Source organism: Lysinibacillus sphaericus, assembly GCF_000600105.1.
GTDB classification, from domain to species: Bacteria; Bacillota; Bacilli; order Bacillales_A; family Planococcaceae; genus Lysinibacillus; species Lysinibacillus sphaericus.
In genome coordinates, this window is the sequence record NZ_CP006837.1 from 4,407,951 (window position 1) to 4,430,259 (window position 22,309).

Below are 22,309 nucleotides of genomic sequence, written 5' to 3' on the forward strand. Positions count from 1 at the left end.
GAATATGCAAAACCTCAACCAATTTTCAGCAATATAATTCACTTTATAAATTCCAAAATGGATTATACCCTTGCCCTTTTCCAGAAGGCATCGCTCCTGGCACACCATCCGCCTCTAACAGCGGTCGAATAATCAGTTTTACTGGCCATTGTTGTTGCTCAAATAAAACTTTCCATAACCTTACTTTATCTGCTGCTGGAATATCAACAACTGTTACAGCCTTCATTAACGTCTGCTTCGTCGTATACCATAAAGTTCGCTCAGAAATAGAATATACTTGTGCAAGTGCCTCCATAATGGAAGCTAAATTTACTTGTGTCCCTAATGATTGAATATAAAAAATCAGCTTCTCCACACTTTCATTATATAAGCTGTTGGAATAACCTGGTCGAATATAATATTGCGGATCTTGAATATGATGGCGTTCTAAATAAGGCATATGAAGACGAACTGAGTCATGGTCTCTGAACAATAAACGATGGATTTGATTATTCTTTAATACCAGACAGCAATTTTGACCATGTATTTCAGGCAAAACCCCTACTTTGAATAATCTCATGGCAATTTCATAAAACATCGTTACCATTTCTGTATAAAAATCTATTACTTGCTGTTTTGTTAAAGTTTGGCCGAAGAGTTCATCTAAATAATGATGACCCTTTAAATTTACGGCTAAAGATGACATCGGAATGATTTTATAGTTCGCATCTAAAAGCTGCTTTGGATAAATGCGTATTTGCGCCGCTAGATGACGGGGATGGTCATCAAACAGCCCCATCGTTTCAGGCATATACCCCCACCAATTTTGTTCCTCACATAAAATAACCTTTTCCGTTAATATAGGGTCGCAAGAAATGGCTTGTCGCAGCAACTTTTCACCTGCTAGACCATTAAACAACTTAACAACAGGCAAATATCTCGATGCACCTAAAGAAAGTACACTTACTGGTAGTTTTAGCATCCTGCTAGACGGTTGATTAAATGCTAAAGAACGTAAGGATGAAGTCGCACATAAATCGCCTGCTTTTGCTGTTAATATAACAATCGTTCCATCGGCTAGTTCCTGCTCAAAATCTTTTAAAATAATGTTTTGTAACTGCCATGGATGCACAGGCATCATCGTGTACTCACTTTGCCGTAAACCTCGTCGTTCAAATTCTTGCGCTATCTCATACTTTTGTTTTTCCTCAAGTAAATCAAAACATTGGATGGGTGTTTGCTCATTCCCTTTTACTACCACATCATGACGAATGGCGACCCAACGAAGTGAGATGGGTTGACCAAATTCCGCCATATATTGTTGATAATCTTGCGCTGAAAATCCAATTTTAGCTTTCGCAAGCGGATGAAATGGCCGATCTCGAAACGAGGCAATCAGCTCTCCTTTGACATGCCATTGGTATGGTGTTTGAGGAGCCGATGCATCATAATTATTCATTTGTTCTATACTCAATGTTAATTGCTCAACAGCTACTAGTAGCCCCTTTAAAAAATCTGCCACTGCTGGATGCTGATAGGCTTTGGCAGAGAGACTAGTCTGCAAAATGGATGTGGCAAGCTCTTCAATTGACACGATTAACTGCCACTGTCCAGCCACTTGTCGATAAATAGGAGAATGACGCACCCATTGCTCACCCTGCTTATAGCTTTTTTCAACAAGAAAACAAAAGTTTCCTATGTAGACCTCTACTTCATGTGAATGGTAATGGGCAAATAAAGCACTTATTTCTTTCGCTGCATCTTGAAGAGATTGCTTTAAATACGTATCCCCGTCAAAGAACTGCTCGACTAAAAATGCATCCATTAAGTCCTTCTTAATAATTTCTGTAGCTCTTTCTCTTGCTGATACACTTTGCTGTACAATCATTGAATATGGCCTCCTTGGATATAATAAAATGCTGGATGAGGATGACCCAGAAAATCATGATGTGAAATTGTCCAACAATATGCACCTGATTTTTCAAAGATGACAATATCACCTACACGAACGGAAGACATAAAAGCATCTGTATGCAATCGATCCTTTGGCGTGCATAATTCCCCAACTAGATGGACCTTCTTATTGTGCAAGCTAGGGCGTTGGAATGGATATGTCCACGTTTCACTAGCATAAAGCTGAAATGGTTGATTATGTCCCCATGAGGCTGGCAATCTATTATGATGTGTGCCACCTCTTACAACGGCAAAATACTGTTGATGGGACTGTTTAATATCTAGTATTTCTGTAGCATAAAAGCCATAATCAGCAACAAGAAATCTCCCTGGCTCAAAAAAGAGTTGGATGCCATTTAAATCCTGCAAAATATCACTAGCTTGTAATAAGGACGTAAATTGTTGCCAGTCAAAAGATGGTTCTTCATTTTCATTATAGGAAACACCAAATCCACCTCCGGCATTCAGTACTTGCACATCTAATTGATACAAGCGTTGCCAGTCAAGTGCTTTTTGCACATAAAGTCGTACCATTTCTACATGCAATGATGCATGCACATTATTCGATAATGAGTGAAAATGGAAACCTTTAATTTGTACAAGCTGTAGTGGGTCTTGTCGTACAAGTGCCACCGCTTGTTGAATATCTGACTCGTCCAAGCCAAATGGACTCGCAGTACCTCCCATCGTAATTTTTGTTTCAGGAAGTGCATTTGTACGTAAATTTATGCGTAATAAAATATCGACCTTTTTATTTAATTTTTGTGCGAGCATTTGAATACGTCGTAATTCTAATAAACTTTCAACATGAATATATGAGACCTTTTGGCGTATAGCCATCTCCAATTCGGCATCCTTTTTTCCAGGTCCGCCAAATAAGATTGGTACATCCTCAGACACTGCACGCACATTTACTAATTCTCCGATAGAAGCAACTTCAAAGCCACGAACATATGGTAAAAGGGCCTTAATGATTCGTTGATCAGGATTTGCTTTAATCGCATAAAACAAAAATATTTGCTTTGGCAAAGTTTCAAGCATTCGGTTTACATGTGCTTGAATACCATCTAAGTCGTAAATATAAGCACAAACAGGCGCTGTTTTATTAGTATTTAATGACTGAATAACAGCTAGTAACGAATCACTCATATTGGCCTCCTGTTATATTTTGATAGTCCATTTTCTTTTGTCGATATGCTCGAAACGCTGTATTTCGGTCATCCCCTAACACAAAGATGCGTACACCTTTGTCAGCATATCGTCGATGCTGATGCATCTCTCTTGAAACAGTCGCATACGGTATATGGCATGTTTTTACAATGTCATATAACGCTTCGATCGCATTCTGCACTTGGGGATGTTCAATTTGCCAAGGTACGGCTAATGATTGCGATAAATCTGCCGCTCCTTCCAAAACAAATCCGATTTGTGGTAGTGATAAAATATCCTTACAATTACGAATGCCTTCTATGCTTTCAATCATTGGAATCATCATAATTTCTTCATTGGCTGCAGCAATATACTCAGTTAAAGGTTCTTTGGCAAAAGCTGCAGGGCGGCCACTATTCAAACTCCGATGCCCAATCGGATGATAATAACTATACTCAATAACCTGTTTGACTTGCTCTTTGCAACTTACATGTGGAATGACAATACCCTGTGCCCCACAATCCAATACTTTTAAGATTGAAGTACGATCTATTTCTGCAATTCTTACAAGTGGGGTTATCTCGAGTAGCTCTGCCGCACGAATCATATTTTCCAATATTTCTAAATCAATTGTCGTGTGCTCTAAATCAATAATGACAAAATCAAATTCAGCGTGACCAATTAATTCAATTACACTTGGATGAGGAATCGAAACAAATAACCCATATACCGTTTGATGACGTTTTATTTTATCCTTCAACTTATTTCTCTTCATTTTTCAAAAACTCCAATGCCTGTAGTAAAGGATTTTGAGCCTTTCTAAAATACAATGTTTGATCACCATAAATACGTCTTTTTGTCATTTCCTCGATTAAAGCATCCGCTGCAAATAAATCAAACGTTTGAAAACGTTCTTTATATTGAGGATGTTGTTGCTGATAAGCTAAAATAACTTCCGTACAGGTGCGCCAAAAATCCTCTTCCCGCAATCCAAACTCCTCAAGCGTAAAACAAAGTTCAGTCATACAGATAAAGAAGAAAGCATCGAATGTATAATCTCTTACTTCTGAAACTTTAGCTGTTTTTAAAAATGAATACCGATTAAATTGTCGATGTGTGGCTGGCTCTGGATTTAACTTTGGCTCCCATTCCGGATGAAGGAGCTCTGAAGAACAAAACCTCACACCATCATGTAAGTCCTTAATAATGATTCGATGCGGAAAATTATTTTTTAATACGAGAATAATATTTTGCGCATGAGATTCTAACGCAATTCCGTGGACATAGAGTAAATGAACAATTGGCGTTACCAGCGTTTCGATTAAGGCTCGGCTCCATTTTTCTACCCCATAGAATGCAATCGCCTGCTGAATAAACGCCTCGCCATTTTTTTGCTTATGCATCAATGCATTTAATGGCCACGCTTGTTCATCCTCTTGCAAATATTGTGCAATATTTTCTCGATGGATGACGCCTAATGTTCCATAAGCCACTGCATATTGCATAACAGATAATTTTTGATAGCGGAAAGATACCCCGATTGTCTCTTTTAAAATTTCAAACTGACAATTTTTCAAGTATTCATCACTTTTAATAATTCGATCTAGCCAAGCGCTAATAATAGGCGCATTTTGTGTCGTATGATGCGCTAAAATACGGCTAGTAGATGTATTTGTAATGCTAAGAGGTAATTTTAAATAACTCGCTTGTGCACTATGGCGATTTGATAACGAGCGAATGGATTGCTGTGCTCGATATGAGCTTTCTGATTTCCCTAATATAATAATCGTCTTATCAGCGATTTGTGGGTAAAATACGGTCGCTATAATATGTTCAAATTGCCACGGATGAACGGGGAGAAAAACATAAGCTTGTTCATCTTCATCTATTTGCGCTCGTAATTGTTGTGTAAAATGCGCTAACTCCTCTGGCTGTAAATGATGCTGATACATCTTATTGATTGCAGTTGGTTCTAATACGGCAATATCTACAAAGTGCCGACGAACAGCAAGCCAAGTTAACGCTATATCCTGATTAAATTCAGGACCATACAAATGATTATCTGCCAAAGTAAAACCAACTCGGGATTTATAGCTTGGATGATACGGATGACCATCAATCATGTGGCTTTCCAACGCCTCATAGTGCAAATCCTCCGCCGGTATAGACGGTGGCTGATTGCTCTTTGCCTGACTATCCTTCACAAAGGTCTCCAATAACTCCTGAACAAATGTCTTTGTATGCTGACCGTCTAACGTCTGCTGAACGACTTCTTCCAGAAAAGTATAGATACTTACATTGGTATCTCCGTCTCTTTGAATGGAATTCGGTTTCACTTTCACTCGACCGAATGACCATTTTTCTACTACTTCACATGTATAAAGGACCGCCTCTCCTTGAACATTTTGTCCTTGGAAGCTATAATGTTTTCCATTTTTCGTTACTGGAATAATTTCTTCAAAAAGCAATGCCTCTAATGTTTGGCACTTCAATCTCTCCTGTACTGTCTTATAGGATGCTTCACTTACTGGCATGAAAGCTGTCATCAATTTCATACAATTCATTCCCCTTATACAAAGCATTTTTAACTGCAACATATTCTGGTGTTTCACTTTTGCCAATTAAACAGCTATACAAATTTTTCTTAGCATAAAATACAGCTGTCGTTAACAGATGGGCTACTAGCTCATTCTGTGTTTGTTCCCATTCTTCAAGTAGCATTTCTCGTACAATTTGCCAAAAATGGGCTTCGCTTAACTGAAAATCTCTTGCAAGCGCATGTATAAATGACCCTAGATGATTTACCATGAAATAATATTTTGTCCTTGACCACGCCTGTTCTTTTTCATAAAACAAAGGTCCCTGTGCTTGTCTATGTGTAGCTACTTTTTCTTGTTCGATACTTACGCCTTCTAAATCCCGTATCCAAAAAATATGTGGTTTACCATCCCGAAGCGTTATAAGCGTATTTTGTAAATGCGCTTCAAAGTGAATGCCCTTTTTATCCGCGAGTCTAACAATTGGCAATAAAGAAATCGTTATATATTGTCGAAACCATTGCTCCACATTCTGTCCTTTCAACCATTCATAAAGTCGACAAGGCTTCCCTTGAATGGGCGCTTCTACTAAACTAGCAACAACATAGGTTGATTTTTCGTCTAGCACCATTGGTCGATACGCCATCGTAAATAAAGCTGTTAATGCTTCCTCTTCAAAACGGCACGTACAGACACCTGTTTCATACAGAACCTTTGTATAGTGCTCTTCTACAAAACAATCATGTGCTAACAAATAATGCGCCGCATCTAGAGTTCTTGTCATTTGCTCTTGGCTATTAATCCTAAGCATATTGGTAATTTGAATTGACAGAGACAACTTCAAATTACATTTAAATTGTGGAATATAGACTGTTCGAACAGATGATGTTGGATAACAAACAGGACCCCTACTTCCCAAAAATCTTATTTTTTGTTGTCTTTCAAATTCTTGCACTGCCTCTAATGTTTGCACATAAGCATATTGCCAAGGATGCATCGGCAATATACGATAATTATCATCATCAAATTTTAATTGCTGGCGAATATCGTATTCAAACTTTTGCAAAAATTCATGTGCTGCACTTTCAGTGACCCACGTTTCTTGAAAGATGTCATATCGAACAGCAAGGTAACAAAGCGGAAATGAAGTACGTAATTCTGGGCAATAGGTCGCTACTTCCTGTGATGTAAAGCCCACCGTGTTTTTGGGATATGGATGGAAAGGATGACCATATAGGAGTGATTGTTCAGAAGACAAGTAGTCGTTAATAAGGCTGCTTGTCGCATGTTTCAAAAATACAGCCATGTTTTGATAGCTATTTTCCACTTTAGCTATAAAATTTTGTACATGGTCATGTGTGATGGCTTTATTGTGTTGCAAGTATTCCTGAACAATTAATGAAGCAAGGAAGGTCAAGGTTAAAGCTTGGCCATTTTGCAAGGAAAAATATGCATATTCATGCTCACCATTCGGCGAATAAAAAGTAAACTTGCCAGTAATCGTTTCGTGACTTGCTTGAAAATGTAGAGAAAATGTATAATCCTGCCTATTAACCTTCAGTAGCTTTCTTTGATTCTCACAGCATTCTCGCAAATAACAATTTAACAACACTTTACAACTATAAATAGCGGCTTGCTTTTCATGATGACTTTGCAAAGCTCCTTCTTTAATGAACACCAATGTCAACTCTCTTTCTTGTTATATATAATACAAAAGGAACAGTAACCAACATGATGCTCCCTAAAATCACACATTCTTCTTTGATTGCCATCCATTTTGCGTCTGCTACAGAAAGACCTGCATTTATTAACATGCTCCATCTGAAGTCATAATAAATCGTTAATAACATGACTGCAAACGACGAAGAAAACCGTTCAATCGTACTAGCTAATGCTGAGCCTTCGTGTAACTCCTCTTGTGAAAGTGTATGAAGACCAATTGTTGTGACAGTCATATTCGAAAGACCTCCGCCTATCCCCCTGCCAATCATCAACAAAATCAATACGAATATGGATACAGACTTTGGTAAAAAAGAAAAGGATATAATAGATATGGCGACAATCACGATGCCGACTACTATAAAATTTTTAGATTTCCCTTTATCCATCCAATGTCCTCCCAACCACATAAACAAACTTGTAAAAATGGCTGTCGGAATGAACATCGCACCTACCGCGGAAGACGGGAGTTGATATACTTCCTGAAATAGTAGGGGCAATACAAAAACTGCCCCAAGCATCACGACATCTTGTATTGCAGCAATTAGCACTGTGATGGCGAAGATTGTTTTACGTTGTAATAACTTATAATTTAATAGCGGTTCGATTTTCTTATTTTCTAACTGAATAAATCGAATTAATAACAGCAAACCACCTACTAGCATCATGACTACTAGCCACGTAGGAAGAACCTGCTTTAGAAACAGTTGAATGCTGACACTTAGCATTAAAATACTTAGTACCATGTAAATAATGCTAAACAAATCCATCTCTTTTTTGCGCATAACTTGATATGAATTAATTTGAGTAGCACATAGACATAACGATACGATGGCAAAAGGAACATTCAGCCAAAATAGATATTGTAATTGACCAAATTGAATAATAAGCCCTCCAACAGTTGGACCAATAATAGACGCTACTGTTAGCTGTATTCCCCAAATCCCCGCCACTCGTCCATGTACTTCTTTCTCGTAAACATCAAACAATAAACTAAGGGATAGTGGAATCATGATGCCACCTGCAATGCCATGAAGACTGCGGACAATCAACACCACTTGAACATATTGATCGAATAATCCACCTATGATAGAAGAAAGTCCGTATATTGCAACACCCGCAATATACGCCCTTTTCCTACCTAAGCGGTCTACGACTAATGGTGTGAGAGGCATAGTAATGGTCATTGACAATAGATATGCCAAAATGACCCAACCTGCCGAACTTGCACTAATGCCATATAGCTGCATAAAGCTCGGTAATAAAATATTAAAGGAACTATTTGTAAGTACGAGTGAAAAGGCAGCGATAAAAACGGCAAGTAAGGCTGAATGTTTCTTCATAGCTTGAATGTTTAACATAATGCATACAGCTCAACCGCTTGTTGTACAGACTCGGCAAATATATCTAATACTTTTTCGGTTTCAGTTTTATTGATGATAAGAGGTGGTAAAAATCTTAGTACTGCCCCCTTACGTCCACCCACTTCAATAATTAATCCATTTTCAAAGCATCTTTTCTGAATCATAGCGGCTAATTCGCCATCTGGAGGATAGTGCCCAAGACGATCGAACGGCTTATTGGGATTAACAATTTCTACACCTATCATTAATCCTCTTCCACGCACATCGCCAATTTCACTGTACAATCGTCGCAATTGTTGCAAACCTTCAAAAAATTGAGCACTTCTTTCTTCAACATTTTGCAATACACGCTGTTCGCGCACATATTTTAATGTTGCTAATCCCGTTGCCATTGCTAATTGATTTCCTCGGAAAGTGCCTGTATGCGCACCTGCCTGCCATTGATCTAAAGCTTCCTGATAAATGACGACAGACATTGGCAAACTACCACCAATCGCTTTTGAGCATATAATTACATCTGGAATAATGCCCGCATGCTCAAATGAAAACATCTTCCCAGTCCTCCCTATCCCTGCTTGTACTTCGTCAATAATTAATGGGATATTTCGTTCTGCAGTTATTTTTCGCAATTGCTGTAGCCAAATTACATCCGCTGGAATAACACCTCCCTCTCCTTGCACCGTTTCTACAATTACACAGCATGGATTAGCTACACCACTTTCACAATCATCCAATAAATGTTCGATATATTGTGCACTAATCGTTGCAGTCATACCATTTCCCACACCAAATGGGCATCTAAATTCATAAGGGAAAGGTAGAAAATGTACATCTGGCAGTAAGCTTTGCAAATGCTGTTTTTTAGATAAATTACCGCTCATGGACATCGTTGCTTGTGTGGAGCCATGATATCCCCCTTGAAAAGCTAAAATAGATTTGCCTTTTGTAGCATGTTTCACTAATTTAATAGCCGCTTCGACCGCATCTGCGCCAGTCGGGCCACAAAATTGTATTTTTGCGGTATGTTTCATTTCCGCTGGCAATGCAGAGAAGATTTCTTTCATAAATTCTATTTTTAACGGTGTTGCTAAATCCAATGTATGAAGTGGAATTTGTTGATCCAATACTTCCCTGATAGCTGCTATGATGACATCATGATTATGCCCTAAGGCCAATGTACCCGCTCCAGCTAAACAATCATAATACTGTTTGCCTGCTACATCTGTCACAACTACACCTTGTGCTTTTTGTAAAATAAATGGGAAATGTCGCGAATATGCTCGTGCATTTGATTCACGCTCCCTTTGAAACATCAAATATTCTTCTTGAACATTCTCTGTTGCCATGTTGTCACTGCTCCTTTTCTATTTCTAATAGATAGGTTAAATATGATTCAGCTGCATTTTTAGTACTCTTTGCAAAATAATTCGAGGGGTCCACCAAATCTGGCAAGGCATTTACTTCTAAAATGACGCCATTTGTTTGATCTAACGGTTTATCAATATGTAAACATCGAATGTCGATGCCTGCCACGTCAATTTGCAATGCTTTGGCTGCACGAATCGCCATCTCAATATTTTCAGGACAAATATCTGCTGTGCGATCTGTTATAACATCATAAAAGTCCGTTACTAACATATTGTCATCCACAAATAACTCTACTTGTTGACCCTTTACTAAAACATCATCAAGCGTAAGCCCATTCCGATGTAATATATTTTGCAAATCTATCGATTCCGCTTCGATTGCTTGATTATTTTCAGGCTCAAGCGTGTTTTTTTTCAATTGCTTATCTTTTAAATTCTCTAGCAATTGACGAATAGTCGAATAGCCGTCACCTTCTATAAAAGCTGATCGATATTCTAAAACACCAATCATCTCACCATCTATTACTAACACGCGATAATCATGTCCAACTACATATCTTTGAAGCATAATCTTTTGACTATATTGTTTAGCAACTATCACTGCTTGCTCTAATTGCTCTAGCGTTTTAATGCCAATGGTTACACCTAAACTACATTTAGCATTAATAGGTTTCACTACAACCGTTTTATTCTTTGTTAAAAATTGAATAGCTGGTTCTCCAACTTCCTCTACGATAAGCGTATCGGTAATAGGTAGTTTATTTCTTGCTAATAATTTGTTTGTTGCTTCCTTATTTTGTGCTAACAATCCGCTTATCAACAACAACTGATGAGACCTTGATTTATTGATAATAACTGTTTTGTCTTTATAAGATAGCTCTAAAAAATCCTCACAATCTGCAAGTAATGGTGTACAAACTATGCCCATTTCCTTTGCTTTCTGTATAATGATTTGATTTTGTAAATTGCTTATTTGCTGTTGTGTCAAACCTACTCCTCCCACGGAAAAATAATTGAGAACGATTATCATTATCAATTATATAATAACAATGTATGCTTCAATTTACAAGTTAATGTTAAAAAATAATCCACAATTTAGGAGAGAAAAGAAACGCTTACTACTAATGCATGGTTAAATTCAAGGAATTTGGGGATTACAACGCTTACTTACTATAATTAATGCACGGGCACAAGGTGGCATTTTTCTTGTGCCTTAGCATCAATTATCGACTTTTAAAGAAAGGAAAGTTTCATTCACTCTACAATAGAGCCGAAAACCATTTATTTTACGTTGGCATTTTGGGGCATGATATACAATAATCATGTTCTTCTTCAGAGGTTAAATAATAATAACAGCAAGTTTTACGTAGTCTTATAGGCTTGTCGGTGCCTCTAGTCATAACCTTTGGCGTATTATATCGCGTAAACGGATTTTTACGTTCGCCAAAAATTTCACCTGGAGCTTCCGTCATAATGTACTGATAGTCTTCTTCTAAAAATTCGATTTCCCTTTCACTTGCCCCTTGGCGAAATTGCGTTTCATAAAACCAGTGCACATACATAGCCGCATGCTCCCATAAAACCGCTTTTGAAACTTTAGCTGTAGTCGACAGCGCCTTCCATACCTTTGTTATATTATCCGCAAATAACGATTGGAGGATTTGATCTCTCCATTCCGCTCTGCTTATGGGTAGAAACACTTGTGCATCAACCAATGCTATTTTTGGGAGCCATAAATCTTCCTGATAGCTTGACTCCACACGAACATTGTCAATCGACGCATTTATCCCCTTTTGGAGCATCGACATAGCAAACAGAGGTGCCGCCATTGTTAATACGCTATAGCGCTTTCCGAATAAAGAAGCTGTAGTGATTAAAGAAGTAGAATTAAAAATTGGCGAAATGGTTTGTAGATATTGACGACAGTGCTCTCCACATAGCAAATCCTTGGATGAAATTGAATAGGGCGAAGAGGGCAAATTTGTCTCCGTAAAACGATAGTTCTCTGTTAGAATAGCAATATCTGTCGGCGTTAGTCGGTTATCATTCGGTACATTTACCATAAAAGTTCCTCCTGCTTAGGCTCTAAGGCAGCACTTGATGCCCTTTCCATGCGGTACACATAAAGGTGTGCCAAAAAGAGGATCGTTCATAATCGTGCAACCCATGCCAAATACATCCTTCACTAAATCAATTGTTATAATATCCTCTGGCCTTCCTTGTGCGTAAATTTTTTTATCGCGCACTGCCACGATATGATGGGCATAACGACAAGCTAAATTTAAGTCATGCAAAACCATAACAACCGTACGATTTTCTTTGCTATTTAAATCGAACAATAAATCTAAAATTTCTACTTGGTGTGCCATATCTAAGTAAGTCGTTGGCTCATCCAATAAAATCAAGTCTGTCTTTTGTGCCAATGTCATTGCAATCCATGCCCGCTGGCGTTGACCTCCAGATAATGCATTGACAGGGCTATTCGCAAATGATGTCATCTGTGTTGCTTCCAATGCTTGATTGACAATCTGCTCGTCTTCTTTTGACCATTGCTTGATCCAGCTTTGATGCGGGTACCGACCTTGTTTAATCAATTGTAAAACTGTTAATCCTTCAGGCGCTATTGGTCCTTGTGGCAATATCGCTAATCGTTTCGCAACTGCTTTTGTCGATAAATCTCGTATTTTTTCACCGTCTAATAATACATGTCCATCTTTCGGTTTAATTAGGCGTGCAAATGTCCGTAATAATGTTGATTTGCCACAGCCATTTGCACCAACTAAAACTGTAATTTTCCCCTTTGGTATTTGTAAATGTAAATCCTCAAGTATGTTGGCATTCCCATAGGTAACTGTTAATGCATTCGCCTCTAGTACATTATTCAAAATTGTTACACCTCTTTCTCATATTGTACTGCTACATAAGAATCTATATATAAATGTTCCTTATGTATCGTTCATTTCTAAACGTGTTATGAATGTTGATTTCTTGTACGGAACAGTAAATAAATAAAAAATGGCGCACCAATTGCAGCAGTAAATACACCTGCTGGTAAATCTTTTGGCAAAAATAGTGTACGACCAACAATGTCTGCAAAAATTACGATAATGGCTCCGACCATTGCAGAAATCGGAATAAGTGCGGCAAATGAACGGCCTACCAGCATTCTACTAATATGAGGTGCTACTAATCCGACGAATGCTATTCCTCCTACAAAGGCAACGGCTGTGCCAGCTAACATAACACTAATCAACAAGAACAATACTCGGTAAACTTGTACTTTAACTCCTACACCTACTGCAACATCATCACCTAATTCTTTTACATTAATGACTCTTGCCATGACAAAAGTGAAGATACTTAAAACAATCACCCATGGGAGTAATAAGTAAACATCCTGCATATTGGCCCCATACAAACTACCTGTAAGCCATATGTAAGCTCTTGTTGTGCGTACTTCTTCACCCATGACAATTAGCATTGTCACTATCCCTTTCGTAAGTGCCGAAATCCCAATACCGATTAACACCATTCGTATAGGTGTGACACCCTTATTCCAAGACAAGAGATAGATAATAGCCGATACTACTCCCGCTCCTATAATGGCTGCTAATGGTAAGTAGTGTATGCTCACCGTTGCATACGTAAGAAATAACATTGCACCTACTGATGCACCACTTGTTACACCTATAATATCCGGTGCAGCTAAAGGATTTCGAATAATGCCCTGTAATATTAACCCTGATACAGCAAGCGCCATCCCAACTAGCACGGCAAGCAATACTCTAGGAAGTCGTAACGTTTGGATTGTAAATAGATATTCACCTGTACCGTAGCCAAACAATTCCTTTAGTACAGTCACTGGATGTATAAAATCACTTCCTACCGAAAGCGCAAGCATAATCATGCCGCATAGCAATATACAAAGAAGGATAGTAACCATTGCTACTTTTTTTGATAGTTGAAAAGATATTTTATTTGATTTCGTTCTTACCGTTATATAATTATGCATTTTTCGCTAACCCCCTTCGTGCTATATAAATGAAGAAGGGTGCACCAATAAATGCTGTCATAACACCGATGGGCATTTCTAACGGCATAATCACAAAGCGAGCTGCAATATCTGCCAACAGTAATAATGTTGAACCAATGACTGCACTAAACGGAATTATCCAGCGGTAATCTGTACCTACTAAGCCCATCGCCATATGAGGCACGATTAAGCCGATAAAGCCAATGGAGCCAGCAACTGCGACTGATCCCCCAGCAAGCAAGATAACAATAATACCCATAACAACCTTTGTTAAAATCGTGCGTTGCCCTAAGCCTTTCGCAATATCATCTCCTGACTGCAAAATATTGATGGAACGCCCCATTAAAAAGGCCACACTGCTACCTATTACGATGAATGGTAATACAGGTAATAACATATTCAAATCTCTCCCTGAAACAGAACCCGCAAGCCAAAAAAGCACACTTTGTATGCCCTGCTCATCGATTACCAACAATCCCTGTGTAAATGAGACAAATAATGCCGAAATAGCAGCACCCGCAAGCACAATTTTGATCGGCGTTAAGCCGTCTCTTCCTAAAGACCCTAAGAAAAACACAAGAACACCCGCAACACCAGCTCCTAAAAAAGCAACCCACATATAATGGATTAACGAGTCCATAGAAAAAAATGTAATTGCACAAACAATAAAAAATAATGCGCCTGCGTTAACACCTAAAATATCTGGTGCGGCTAAAGGATTTCTCGTCAAAGCACGCATTAAAGCCCCTGCTATTGCAAGACTTGCTCCAACTACAGTAGCAACAACAGCTCTAGTGAAACGAGATGTCCGAATGATTACATGCTCCGCATTTGATGCATCATAGTTGAAAAAAGCATCATACACTAATCGAAATGGAATTGATGTTTGACCAAGAGCTACACTTAACATAAATGCCACTATCAGCAACACACAACAAATAATAAAGACACTTTTTTTCATTGAGGTACTGGTAAGCAAATTTTGCATTGAACTCCTACTTTCTTAACCTTATTTATGTCTTTTTCTAGCCACCTCTTGCATCTTCCCATATACAATAGATGAAGCATTATTTAGAAATGAAGGGGCTCATCGCTTTAGAGCCCCCTTTTTGATGCAAAGAATAGCATTCCTTGCGATACCTTAATCGACTATATCTGCTTTCTTACTTTTCTAGCTCAAATCTGTCATAAATATCATCTAACATAATATGGGCACTTAAAATACCACCTGCAAAATTCCAGTACACTTCTTCCACACGATATACTTGGTCATTTTTAACCGCTTCAAGCTCTTTCCATAATGGATGGCTTGTCCATTCTTCTAATGTTTTTTTCGTTGCTTCATCTTCGATATAAAACATATAAATGACATCTGCATCCATTTGCGGAATGCTTTCTTTATCTGTAAACCTTAAAACGATAGGTAGCGGATTTTCCGTTATATTTTTTGGTCCTTTAAAGCCAAGCTCTGTTAAAATTTCACCTGCATAACCGGCTGGATAAACACGTGCATGGTCAGCTCTAAAATTGACAACCGAAGCACTAATTGGCCATTTATCCCCTAGCTTATCTTTAATTTTTGTTTGGAAATCAGCTACACGACTTTCCCATTCTGCAAGTAATTCTTTTGCTTTATCTTCTTTACCAGTCGATTCTCCGATTAAATTGATTGTCCCTTTAAAATCAAATACATCTTGATGAACAACTGTCGGTGCGATTTGTGATAATTGTTCATAAATTTCCTCATGACGATTTTTCGAAGCAATAATTAAATCCGGCTGAAGTTTTGCAATTTCCTCTAAGTTAGGCTGTGTTTCTTCCCCTAAAAGAGGAATACCTTCTAAGTCCTTTTGTAAATACTCATAATATGGTGTATCTGCCCAAGATTCTACAACTCCTACAGGTTTGATGCCCATCGCTACAGCAACATCCGTAGCACCTTGATAAAGCGTAACGATTTTCGTAGGTGTCCCTTCGATTGTTGTTGTACCCAAGGAATGTGTAACTTCTCGACTGCTATTTTCAGTACTACTTTCTTGCGTTGTATTATTGTCATCCGCATTCGAAGCATCTTCAGATTCCTTATTTCCACATCCGACTAACACCAATGCAAATAACAATACTAAAAACATGACCATCTTTCTAAAGCTTATAAATTTAATAGAGTTCACTATAATTTTCCTCCAATCAAATAATTAAATGACCGATAATGATAATCATTATCATTATAATTATGTAAAGCATGAATTTCAATATATTTTTAGAATATTTAGGATGTTTATTTTTTCCTTTTGTATGTATTATTGAAAAATCGTAATGAATAAAGGCATAAAAATTAGTAGCCTAAGAAAAACAGACATGTTTCTCTCCAGCTACTTTTATTGTCCTTTTCCTATACATCATTGCTATGTTGCCAAAAGCTGCACACAATAGATAACCCCATAAATAGGAAGTGCGATAGATGTAAGAAAATACATCAACATTTCACCTTTAGTAAGCTTTCGTTTCCACTTCGTTAATTTAAGTTGTCGTCGGTAAATAAAACTAGAAAGTAAGATTATCAAAAAAGTGATATCTTTTATATTCTCTATAAAGAGATGCATCTCTTCCTCTCCCTTCGTTTTACAAAAGGCTCTCTCTATTTTATTTAATGACTACATAGCCAAAAAAAGAATCATCTATAAATTTAGATTAAAAAAAGAGCATTGGGATTTTTATTATCCAATGCTTTACATATTTAACCTATTTAACTTAAGCATTTATCCTCAATGCTTCGTAAAATTTGAGCGCTCACATTAAGGTCGCGAATATTCAATCTCATAGAGGTAGTATTTAAGTTCTTAAAGATCTTTAATACTGTTTTAAAAGGGTTATCAGCTAAACAAGCCTGATTACTAATTAACTCAAAAAAATCATATGGCTTATCTATTAATTCCGTATGCTTATCTACAAAAAATATTGAATCAATTTTACTGACATTCTCATAATAATTCCAACCAGGAACATCGCTAATATGAATTAACTCTGTCGTTAAACCCGTTTCCTCGATATGAAACGTTGGCATTTCACTAGGAATTTTTTCAACTATCTGTTTAAACTTATCTTCATAATACTCTTTTGTTGTATTTCTAAGGCCTATCGGTTTTTTAAAAGGCAGAATCTCTCCTGTTTCATTATCAATAACTAATAAATCATCACTAATTAAACGATGACCATATTCCAATAATTCCATTATTAATGTCGTCTTACCTGAGCGACTAGGGCCAAAAATAGCAATTGTTTTATTATTAACCCTAATTGCACACCCATGAAAAAATGAATACTTATTTCTAAAGAAGGGTACTGTAATGGGCGGGAGAAATGTTGCCTCTTCAACCCATTTTTCAAGTGAATTTTCATCTGGTCCATGAAGAATGACTAGTTTATCATTTGATAACATATCACTGACCATAATGTTATAAGAAGAGCGATTCTCAATTTTAATATAATAAGCAATTGATGTTGTAGTATCGTTATCTACGTACTCTCTATAAATATATGCTAATTGCTTCAATAAATACGAATCATTACTCTCTATATTTATTACATCACCGAAAAAGTTAAAATTTATCTTTAAACGCTCCACTCACGCATCACTCTCTAACATATTTTCAAAGTTCTTAATTGTTACCTCAACTTGCTGTTCAAACTCACTTAAATCGCCTTCAGGAATAGAGTATTCTTTCATTAGCTTATTTTTGATGTCTACAAGTGATGTTCCGTTAATATGCATTTTAATGATTGAAGATGCTGTTTCATTTAAAAAAACTGGATCTTTCCCATCAATATCTACTACCGCTGTATTGCCAGTTTCAATATACTCATAGTTTTTCATCTTAATCCCTCACTTTTTGGTATTAGGCTGTGTTAAACGTATCTCTTTAGGCTGGTTGAATATTTTTGCCCCATACTAAAATCAACTTTTAACACAGCCCCTTCTTAATAACATTAATTTCTTGTAAGCTCCCCATGGTGACCACTACTATTGCTTGCATATAGAGAAGATTCAATTGACGACATCCTATTATCAAACTTTTTGACTGATAAAGCTTTTATCTTAGGACAAATCCATTTCTTCATCTGATCACCTCTTCAAATCAACTTAATTATAAAAATTAGTTACGTGTCAGTTCCCCACGGTGTCCACCGCTTGCATATAATGCTGATTCGATTGATAAAATTTTATTATCGAATTTTGTGATTTGTAATGCGTCCATTTTTGGGCTAATCCATTTTTTCATCTGTCTTCACCTCCTTATATTTTTGCTGGCTATTAGTTACGTGTCAGTTCTCCACGGTGTCCACTGCTTGCGTATAATGCTGATTCGATTGATAAAATTTTATTATCAAATTTTGTGATTTGTAATGCGTCCTATTTTTGGGCTAATCCATTTTTTCATCTGTCTTCACCTCCTTATATTTTTGCGAGCTATTAGTTACGTGTCAGTTCCCCACGGTGTCCACCGCTTGCATATAATGCTGATTCAATTGATAAAATTTTATTATCGAATTTTGTGATTTGTAATGCGTCCATTTTTGGGCTAATCCATTTTTTCATCTGTCTTCACCTCCTTATATTTTTGCGAGCTATCAGTTACGTGTCAGTTCTCCACGGTGTCCACTGCTTGCGTATAATGCTGATTCAATTGATAAAATTTTATTATCGAATTTTGTGATTTGTAATGCGTCCATTTTTGGGCTAATCCACTTTTTCATCTATTTTCACCTCCTTTAATAGTGCTAATTGATAGCTAAAGCATCATTATTTCAGGGGGCTTGTAGCTACGGGTGTTAGCCATGCTTTTAATGGCATAGTAATAATTAAAATCAAAAGGAATATCGATATTAAAATCAGTTTCTATTTTCGATATAGGTATAAGAACTTTTTTATTGGGCACGGTAATTTGTTTATAGATATACTCTTTTCCATAAGTCTTACTACCAATAATTGTGGTATTTTTGTCATCCTTGAATTTATCCGCAAATAACTCAGCAGAGCTACATGTTGAATTTGAGACGAGTATATAGATATGAGCAATTGAATATTTCTTACAGGTGTGAACAAACCAATTATAGTAATTAATCATCTTCTGCAATTCCCCGCCGAAATTAACTCTTAAATCGATCACGATATTTTTCTTATAGATTTGTTCATCTATTTCTGGAATGACATCAAAACTAATACATTGTAAAAACAAGTGATTATTACTAGTAAAATTTTCGTACACAATCTGGCTCCAATCGAAGTCTTCTAAAGTTAAAATCCACTGACTACCATTATCAAACTCCACTATGTTTTCCCCAACTGCCCAATTACTACTAACATCAGGTGCTTTACCGTTAGCTTTCACAATCGTATTGGATTGGATCTCTTTCGGTAATGGAGGATAAATATCTATGATGGATATTTTAAAATCACTTTTCTGGATTAGTATTCCGAATTTTTCGAAAATTTTCTCCAAAGTTTCTTCCTCTATCGTGATTACTTTAGACATATGCCACAGACTCCTTATCGACATAATTTGTAAAATCGTATTTTATATCAAATTTGTCGTAGATATCCTCTGGTGTGTTGTGCGAAACAACAATGATTGTTTTATCTTTTATATTTAACAGCTCATCCCAAAATATTTGACTATTAAAACTATCAAGATTAGAAGTAGGTTCATCAAAAATTAAAGTCGATTTATCTGACATTAATCCTCTTAAAATAAGCAATCTTCTCTTTTCACCGCTAGAGAGTTTTGTTACGTCTTCACTTAAAAGTTTCTCTTCTGATAAAAACTTCTTCATATAATTAAGTTCTTCTTCACTATACTCATCTCTTAATAAAATATTAAATATAGGTGAACCATCAAAAAGATTGTTGTCAGTCATAACGTACATAATATCTTTAAATGGATTACTATCAACCTTAAGACTATTGTTGTCATAACAAATTTCCCCAGTATGGTTGCTCTTTAATAATCCCAATATTGATTCTAAAAATATAGATTTGCCTAAACCACTTTGCCCTGTAATAATATGTGTGTTGTTTTTTTGGAAAGTTACATCATTATAGTTGAAAACAGTATTATCAAATTTAAAGGATAATTTTTTAGTAGTAATTGCGTTATCATAGCTAATCGCTGTTTCAAGATTATCTGTTTCTACACAGATAATGGAGTTAATATCTTCTCTTAGTTTTTTTGTGCTGTTTATATTATTTATACTCCTTGAAAGCGATAAAATCGGCATACTTAATTGCTCTACTAAACCTAAAAGGGTAATCGTAACACCAGGAGTAATATGACCTTTAATAATTAATAAAACCGATATCGCTAGAATTAAGAAATGAGATGAATATGATAGCAAGGAATACATTGTATTTAATGTAATTCTATAATTCTCCGTTTTTAACCCCGCATCTCTTTCTTTATTAATTTCATTTCTAGACCTATTTCGAAAAAGGGCATCAGCATTTAAAATTCTTACGTACTTTAGATTATCTAATAGATTTTTAAAAAAGCTAAGGTTATCCCCTTTTTGGTTTAAAAAGCTTTTTTCAAGATTCGCCAGTTTATCTTTGAATAATTTAGTTACCAATAAAGGCAGAAACATAAAAGCAATTACAACTAAGCCAATATAGATATTAATAATAAGTAAAGACGTTGTAACGAAAACGATCCTTAGCGTTAAGTAAATAGCATCAAAAGAACTTCTATAATATTGATACTCTAAACTATCAACAACATTCGTTAACGCATTTAAGTGATGTTCATTTTTCACCTTTATATTTGAAAAGTCTCTAGTCTTTAATACGTTGTTAATAATTGAATTTTTAAGTTTTGCAAAAGTATTTCTAATTAAATGATTTTCATATTTCCATTCTAAAAAGTAAAATAGCACTTCGATTAAAATTAAAACCCCGAAAATCAAAATATACGTAGAGACTTTATCTAAATTTTGATCAAGTGCTCCTTGAAATAAATCACCTTTAATAAATTGGATAATTGTCCCCATTAATGTTGAAACAATTAAAATAGAAATCAAAAGAAATGTACTTCTATTTTTTATTCCAAAAATAATAGATTTTTTCAAATCCAAGCCCCTCCTAGCCTACTCATTAAAAAATAAATAGAGTAATTACGTAGAAAATATCAATCCATCCACCCATTTAATAAAACCTCCTTTCAACTTAAACTGTATTCTCAAATCGAATAAACGCTGTTGTTTATATGTTTGATAATAGAGAAATAAATTGATTGAATGGTAAAATGTATACAAATATATACATTTTAGGAGGTTTTGCTATGTTTGGTCCTACAATTGAAATGATAAGAGAAGGTAAAAAGATTAAAATAAAGGATCTTTGTGATGGCATAGTGACTCGAGCTGCTTATCATCGTTTTGCCAGCGGTCAAACTGACACTAGTATCCACAATCTATCCTTATTTATGGATAGATTGCATATTTCTCCTAATGAGTTTTTCTTAATTCATAGCGACTATGCGAGTGATAAAGTAGTTTGCTTTTTAAAAGAATTATCTAGAGCATATAGGGTGCAGAATATTCAAGAATTGCGCTCTTTAAGGAAGAAACTAGAGGCAGATTTTACTGGTTTAAAAAATGAACATATGACCGATCTTCTGAATTTCAGGATTTGTAGGTTGTTGGGGCAGGATATTGATGGCAAAAAAAGCAGTTTATTTAAGTATTTAATCAGTACTGAATTTTGGACTCATTATGAACTAGTACTATTTACAAATAGTATGTATGTTTTTTCATTAGAATTAATCGATGCTATTCTTATACGTTGTATTCAAAGGTTTAATAAATACAGTCAGACTAGGCCTTATGGAAATGAAGGCTTTAGACTTGTAGTCAATGCATTAATTTTAGCCTTTGAACAAAAAGATTCATTTTACACTACTAAATGGATTGATTTATTAAACACCATACAACTAAATGATAGTGATTTCTTTGAAAAAGCACTGTTCAAAATATTTAAAGGGTTTTATGACATCACAATACACAAAGATCAAAATTCCATTTCAGAAGTAATAAAAACAATTGAGTTTGTTGGGCATATAGAAGCCCGCGAACATGAAGTTATGTTTAATCGAATGCTGGACTTCATACTTGAGCATAGCGGATTAGAGAAAGTCCATTCTTTAAAAATATAACTCA

Annotated in this window: 21 protein-coding genes; 1 reads left to right on the forward strand and 20 read right to left on the reverse strand. The window is 36.1% G+C overall.

Annotated elements, in window-relative coordinates:
• Window positions 1-43: 43 nt before the first annotated feature.
• From T479_RS21380 to T479_RS21465, 20 genes are all read right to left on the reverse strand, one after another.
• A complete protein-coding gene (locus T479_RS21380) occupies window positions 44-1,867 on the reverse strand; it encodes an IucA/IucC family protein (RefSeq protein WP_025220798.1) in 1,824 nt (607 codons plus the stop codon).
• Window positions 1,864-3,081 (reverse strand): type III PLP-dependent enzyme, encoded by a 1,218-nt coding sequence (locus tag T479_RS21385; protein WP_025220799.1) that lies wholly within the window; start codon window positions 3,079-3,081, stop codon window positions 1,864-1,866. Before T479_RS21385 ends, T479_RS21380 begins: the two co-directional genes overlap by 4 nt.
• Window positions 3,074-3,856 carry an HpcH/HpaI aldolase family protein gene (locus tag T479_RS21390; RefSeq protein ID WP_024364021.1) on the reverse strand — a complete coding sequence of 261 codons (783 nt, stop codon included), beginning with the start codon at window positions 3,854-3,856 and terminating at the stop codon, window positions 3,074-3,076. The genes T479_RS21385 and T479_RS21390 overlap by 8 nt, the downstream gene beginning before the upstream one ends.
• Window positions 3,843-5,636, reverse strand: coding sequence for an IucA/IucC family protein (locus T479_RS21395; protein WP_025220800.1), 1,794 nt, complete (start codon window positions 5,634-5,636; stop codon window positions 3,843-3,845). Before T479_RS21395 ends, T479_RS21390 begins: the two co-directional genes overlap by 14 nt.
• A complete protein-coding gene (locus tag T479_RS21400) occupies window positions 5,602-7,296 on the reverse strand; it encodes an IucA/IucC family protein (protein WP_137036938.1) in 1,695 nt (564 codons plus the stop codon). The genes T479_RS21395 and T479_RS21400 overlap by 35 nt, the downstream gene beginning before the upstream one ends.
• Window positions 7,286-8,698: an MFS transporter gene (locus T479_RS21405; protein ID WP_025220802.1), complete on the reverse strand. Its 1,413-nt coding sequence runs from the start codon at window positions 8,696-8,698 to the stop codon at window positions 7,286-7,288. Before T479_RS21405 ends, T479_RS21400 begins: the two co-directional genes overlap by 11 nt.
• Window positions 8,692-10,047, reverse strand: a complete 1,356-nt coding sequence (locus T479_RS21410; RefSeq protein ID WP_025220803.1) for a diaminobutyrate--2-oxoglutarate transaminase — start codon at window positions 10,045-10,047, stop codon at window positions 8,692-8,694. The genes T479_RS21405 and T479_RS21410 overlap by 7 nt, the downstream gene beginning before the upstream one ends.
• A gap of 4 nt (window positions 10,048-10,051) precedes the next feature.
• Window positions 10,052-11,056, reverse strand: coding sequence for an ATP-grasp domain-containing protein (locus T479_RS21415; protein WP_025220804.1), 1,005 nt, complete (start codon window positions 11,054-11,056; stop codon window positions 10,052-10,054).
• Window positions 11,057-11,354: 298 nt separating this feature from the next.
• Complete coding sequence (locus tag T479_RS21420) at window positions 11,355-12,131, reverse strand: IucA/IucC family C-terminal-domain containing protein (protein ID WP_025220805.1); 777 nt, start codon at window positions 12,129-12,131, stop codon at window positions 11,355-11,357.
• A gap of 15 nt (window positions 12,132-12,146) precedes the next feature.
• Window positions 12,147-12,953, reverse strand: coding sequence for an ABC transporter ATP-binding protein (locus T479_RS21425; RefSeq protein ID WP_024364028.1), 807 nt, complete (start codon window positions 12,951-12,953; stop codon window positions 12,147-12,149).
• Between the two features lie 86 nt (window positions 12,954-13,039).
• Entirely contained in the window at window positions 13,040-14,080 is a 1,041-nt protein-coding gene (locus T479_RS21430) for a FecCD family ABC transporter permease (RefSeq protein ID WP_024364029.1), read from the reverse strand.
• Window positions 14,073-15,089: a FecCD family ABC transporter permease gene (locus tag T479_RS21435; RefSeq protein WP_024364030.1), complete on the reverse strand. Its 1,017-nt coding sequence runs from the start codon at window positions 15,087-15,089 to the stop codon at window positions 14,073-14,075. The genes T479_RS21430 and T479_RS21435 overlap by 8 nt, the downstream gene beginning before the upstream one ends.
• A gap of 175 nt (window positions 15,090-15,264) precedes the next feature.
• A complete protein-coding gene (locus T479_RS21440; RefSeq protein ID WP_038510681.1) occupies window positions 15,265-16,239 on the reverse strand; it encodes an ABC transporter substrate-binding protein in 975 nt (324 codons plus the stop codon).
• Between the two features lie 608 nt (window positions 16,240-16,847).
• Window positions 16,848-17,726, reverse strand: coding sequence for a phosphoenolpyruvate carboxykinase (ATP) (locus T479_RS21450; protein WP_025220807.1), 879 nt, complete (start codon window positions 17,724-17,726; stop codon window positions 16,848-16,850).
• Window positions 17,727-17,975 carry a hypothetical protein gene (locus T479_RS21455; RefSeq protein WP_024364034.1) on the reverse strand — a complete coding sequence of 83 codons (249 nt, stop codon included), beginning with the start codon at window positions 17,973-17,975 and terminating at the stop codon, window positions 17,727-17,729. It lies immediately after the preceding gene.
• Window positions 17,976-18,255: 280 nt separating this feature from the next.
• Complete coding sequence (locus tag T479_RS24255; protein ID WP_255702601.1) at window positions 18,256-18,381, reverse strand: hypothetical protein; 126 nt, start codon at window positions 18,379-18,381, stop codon at window positions 18,256-18,258.
• Between the two features lie 191 nt (window positions 18,382-18,572).
• Complete coding sequence (locus T479_RS24260; protein ID WP_255702601.1) at window positions 18,573-18,698, reverse strand: hypothetical protein; 126 nt, start codon at window positions 18,696-18,698, stop codon at window positions 18,573-18,575.
• Between the two features lie 32 nt (window positions 18,699-18,730).
• Window positions 18,731-18,856 carry a hypothetical protein gene (locus T479_RS24265; protein ID WP_255702602.1) on the reverse strand — a complete coding sequence of 42 codons (126 nt, stop codon included), beginning with the start codon at window positions 18,854-18,856 and terminating at the stop codon, window positions 18,731-18,733.
• Window positions 18,857-18,891: 35 nt separating this feature from the next.
• A complete protein-coding gene (locus T479_RS21460) occupies window positions 18,892-19,635 on the reverse strand; it encodes a S41 family peptidase (RefSeq protein ID WP_025220808.1) in 744 nt (247 codons plus the stop codon).
• Entirely contained in the window at window positions 19,628-21,220 is a 1,593-nt protein-coding gene (locus T479_RS21465) for an ATP-binding cassette domain-containing protein (protein WP_024364036.1), read from the reverse strand. Before T479_RS21465 ends, T479_RS21460 begins: the two co-directional genes overlap by 8 nt.
• Window positions 21,221-21,432: 212 nt before the next feature.
• Between T479_RS21465 and T479_RS21470 the strand changes: the two genes are divergently transcribed.
• Complete coding sequence (locus T479_RS21470) at window positions 21,433-22,305, forward strand: Rgg family transcriptional regulator (RefSeq protein WP_025220809.1); 873 nt, start codon at window positions 21,433-21,435, stop codon at window positions 22,303-22,305.
• The last annotated feature ends 4 nt before the right edge of the window (window positions 22,306-22,309 follow it).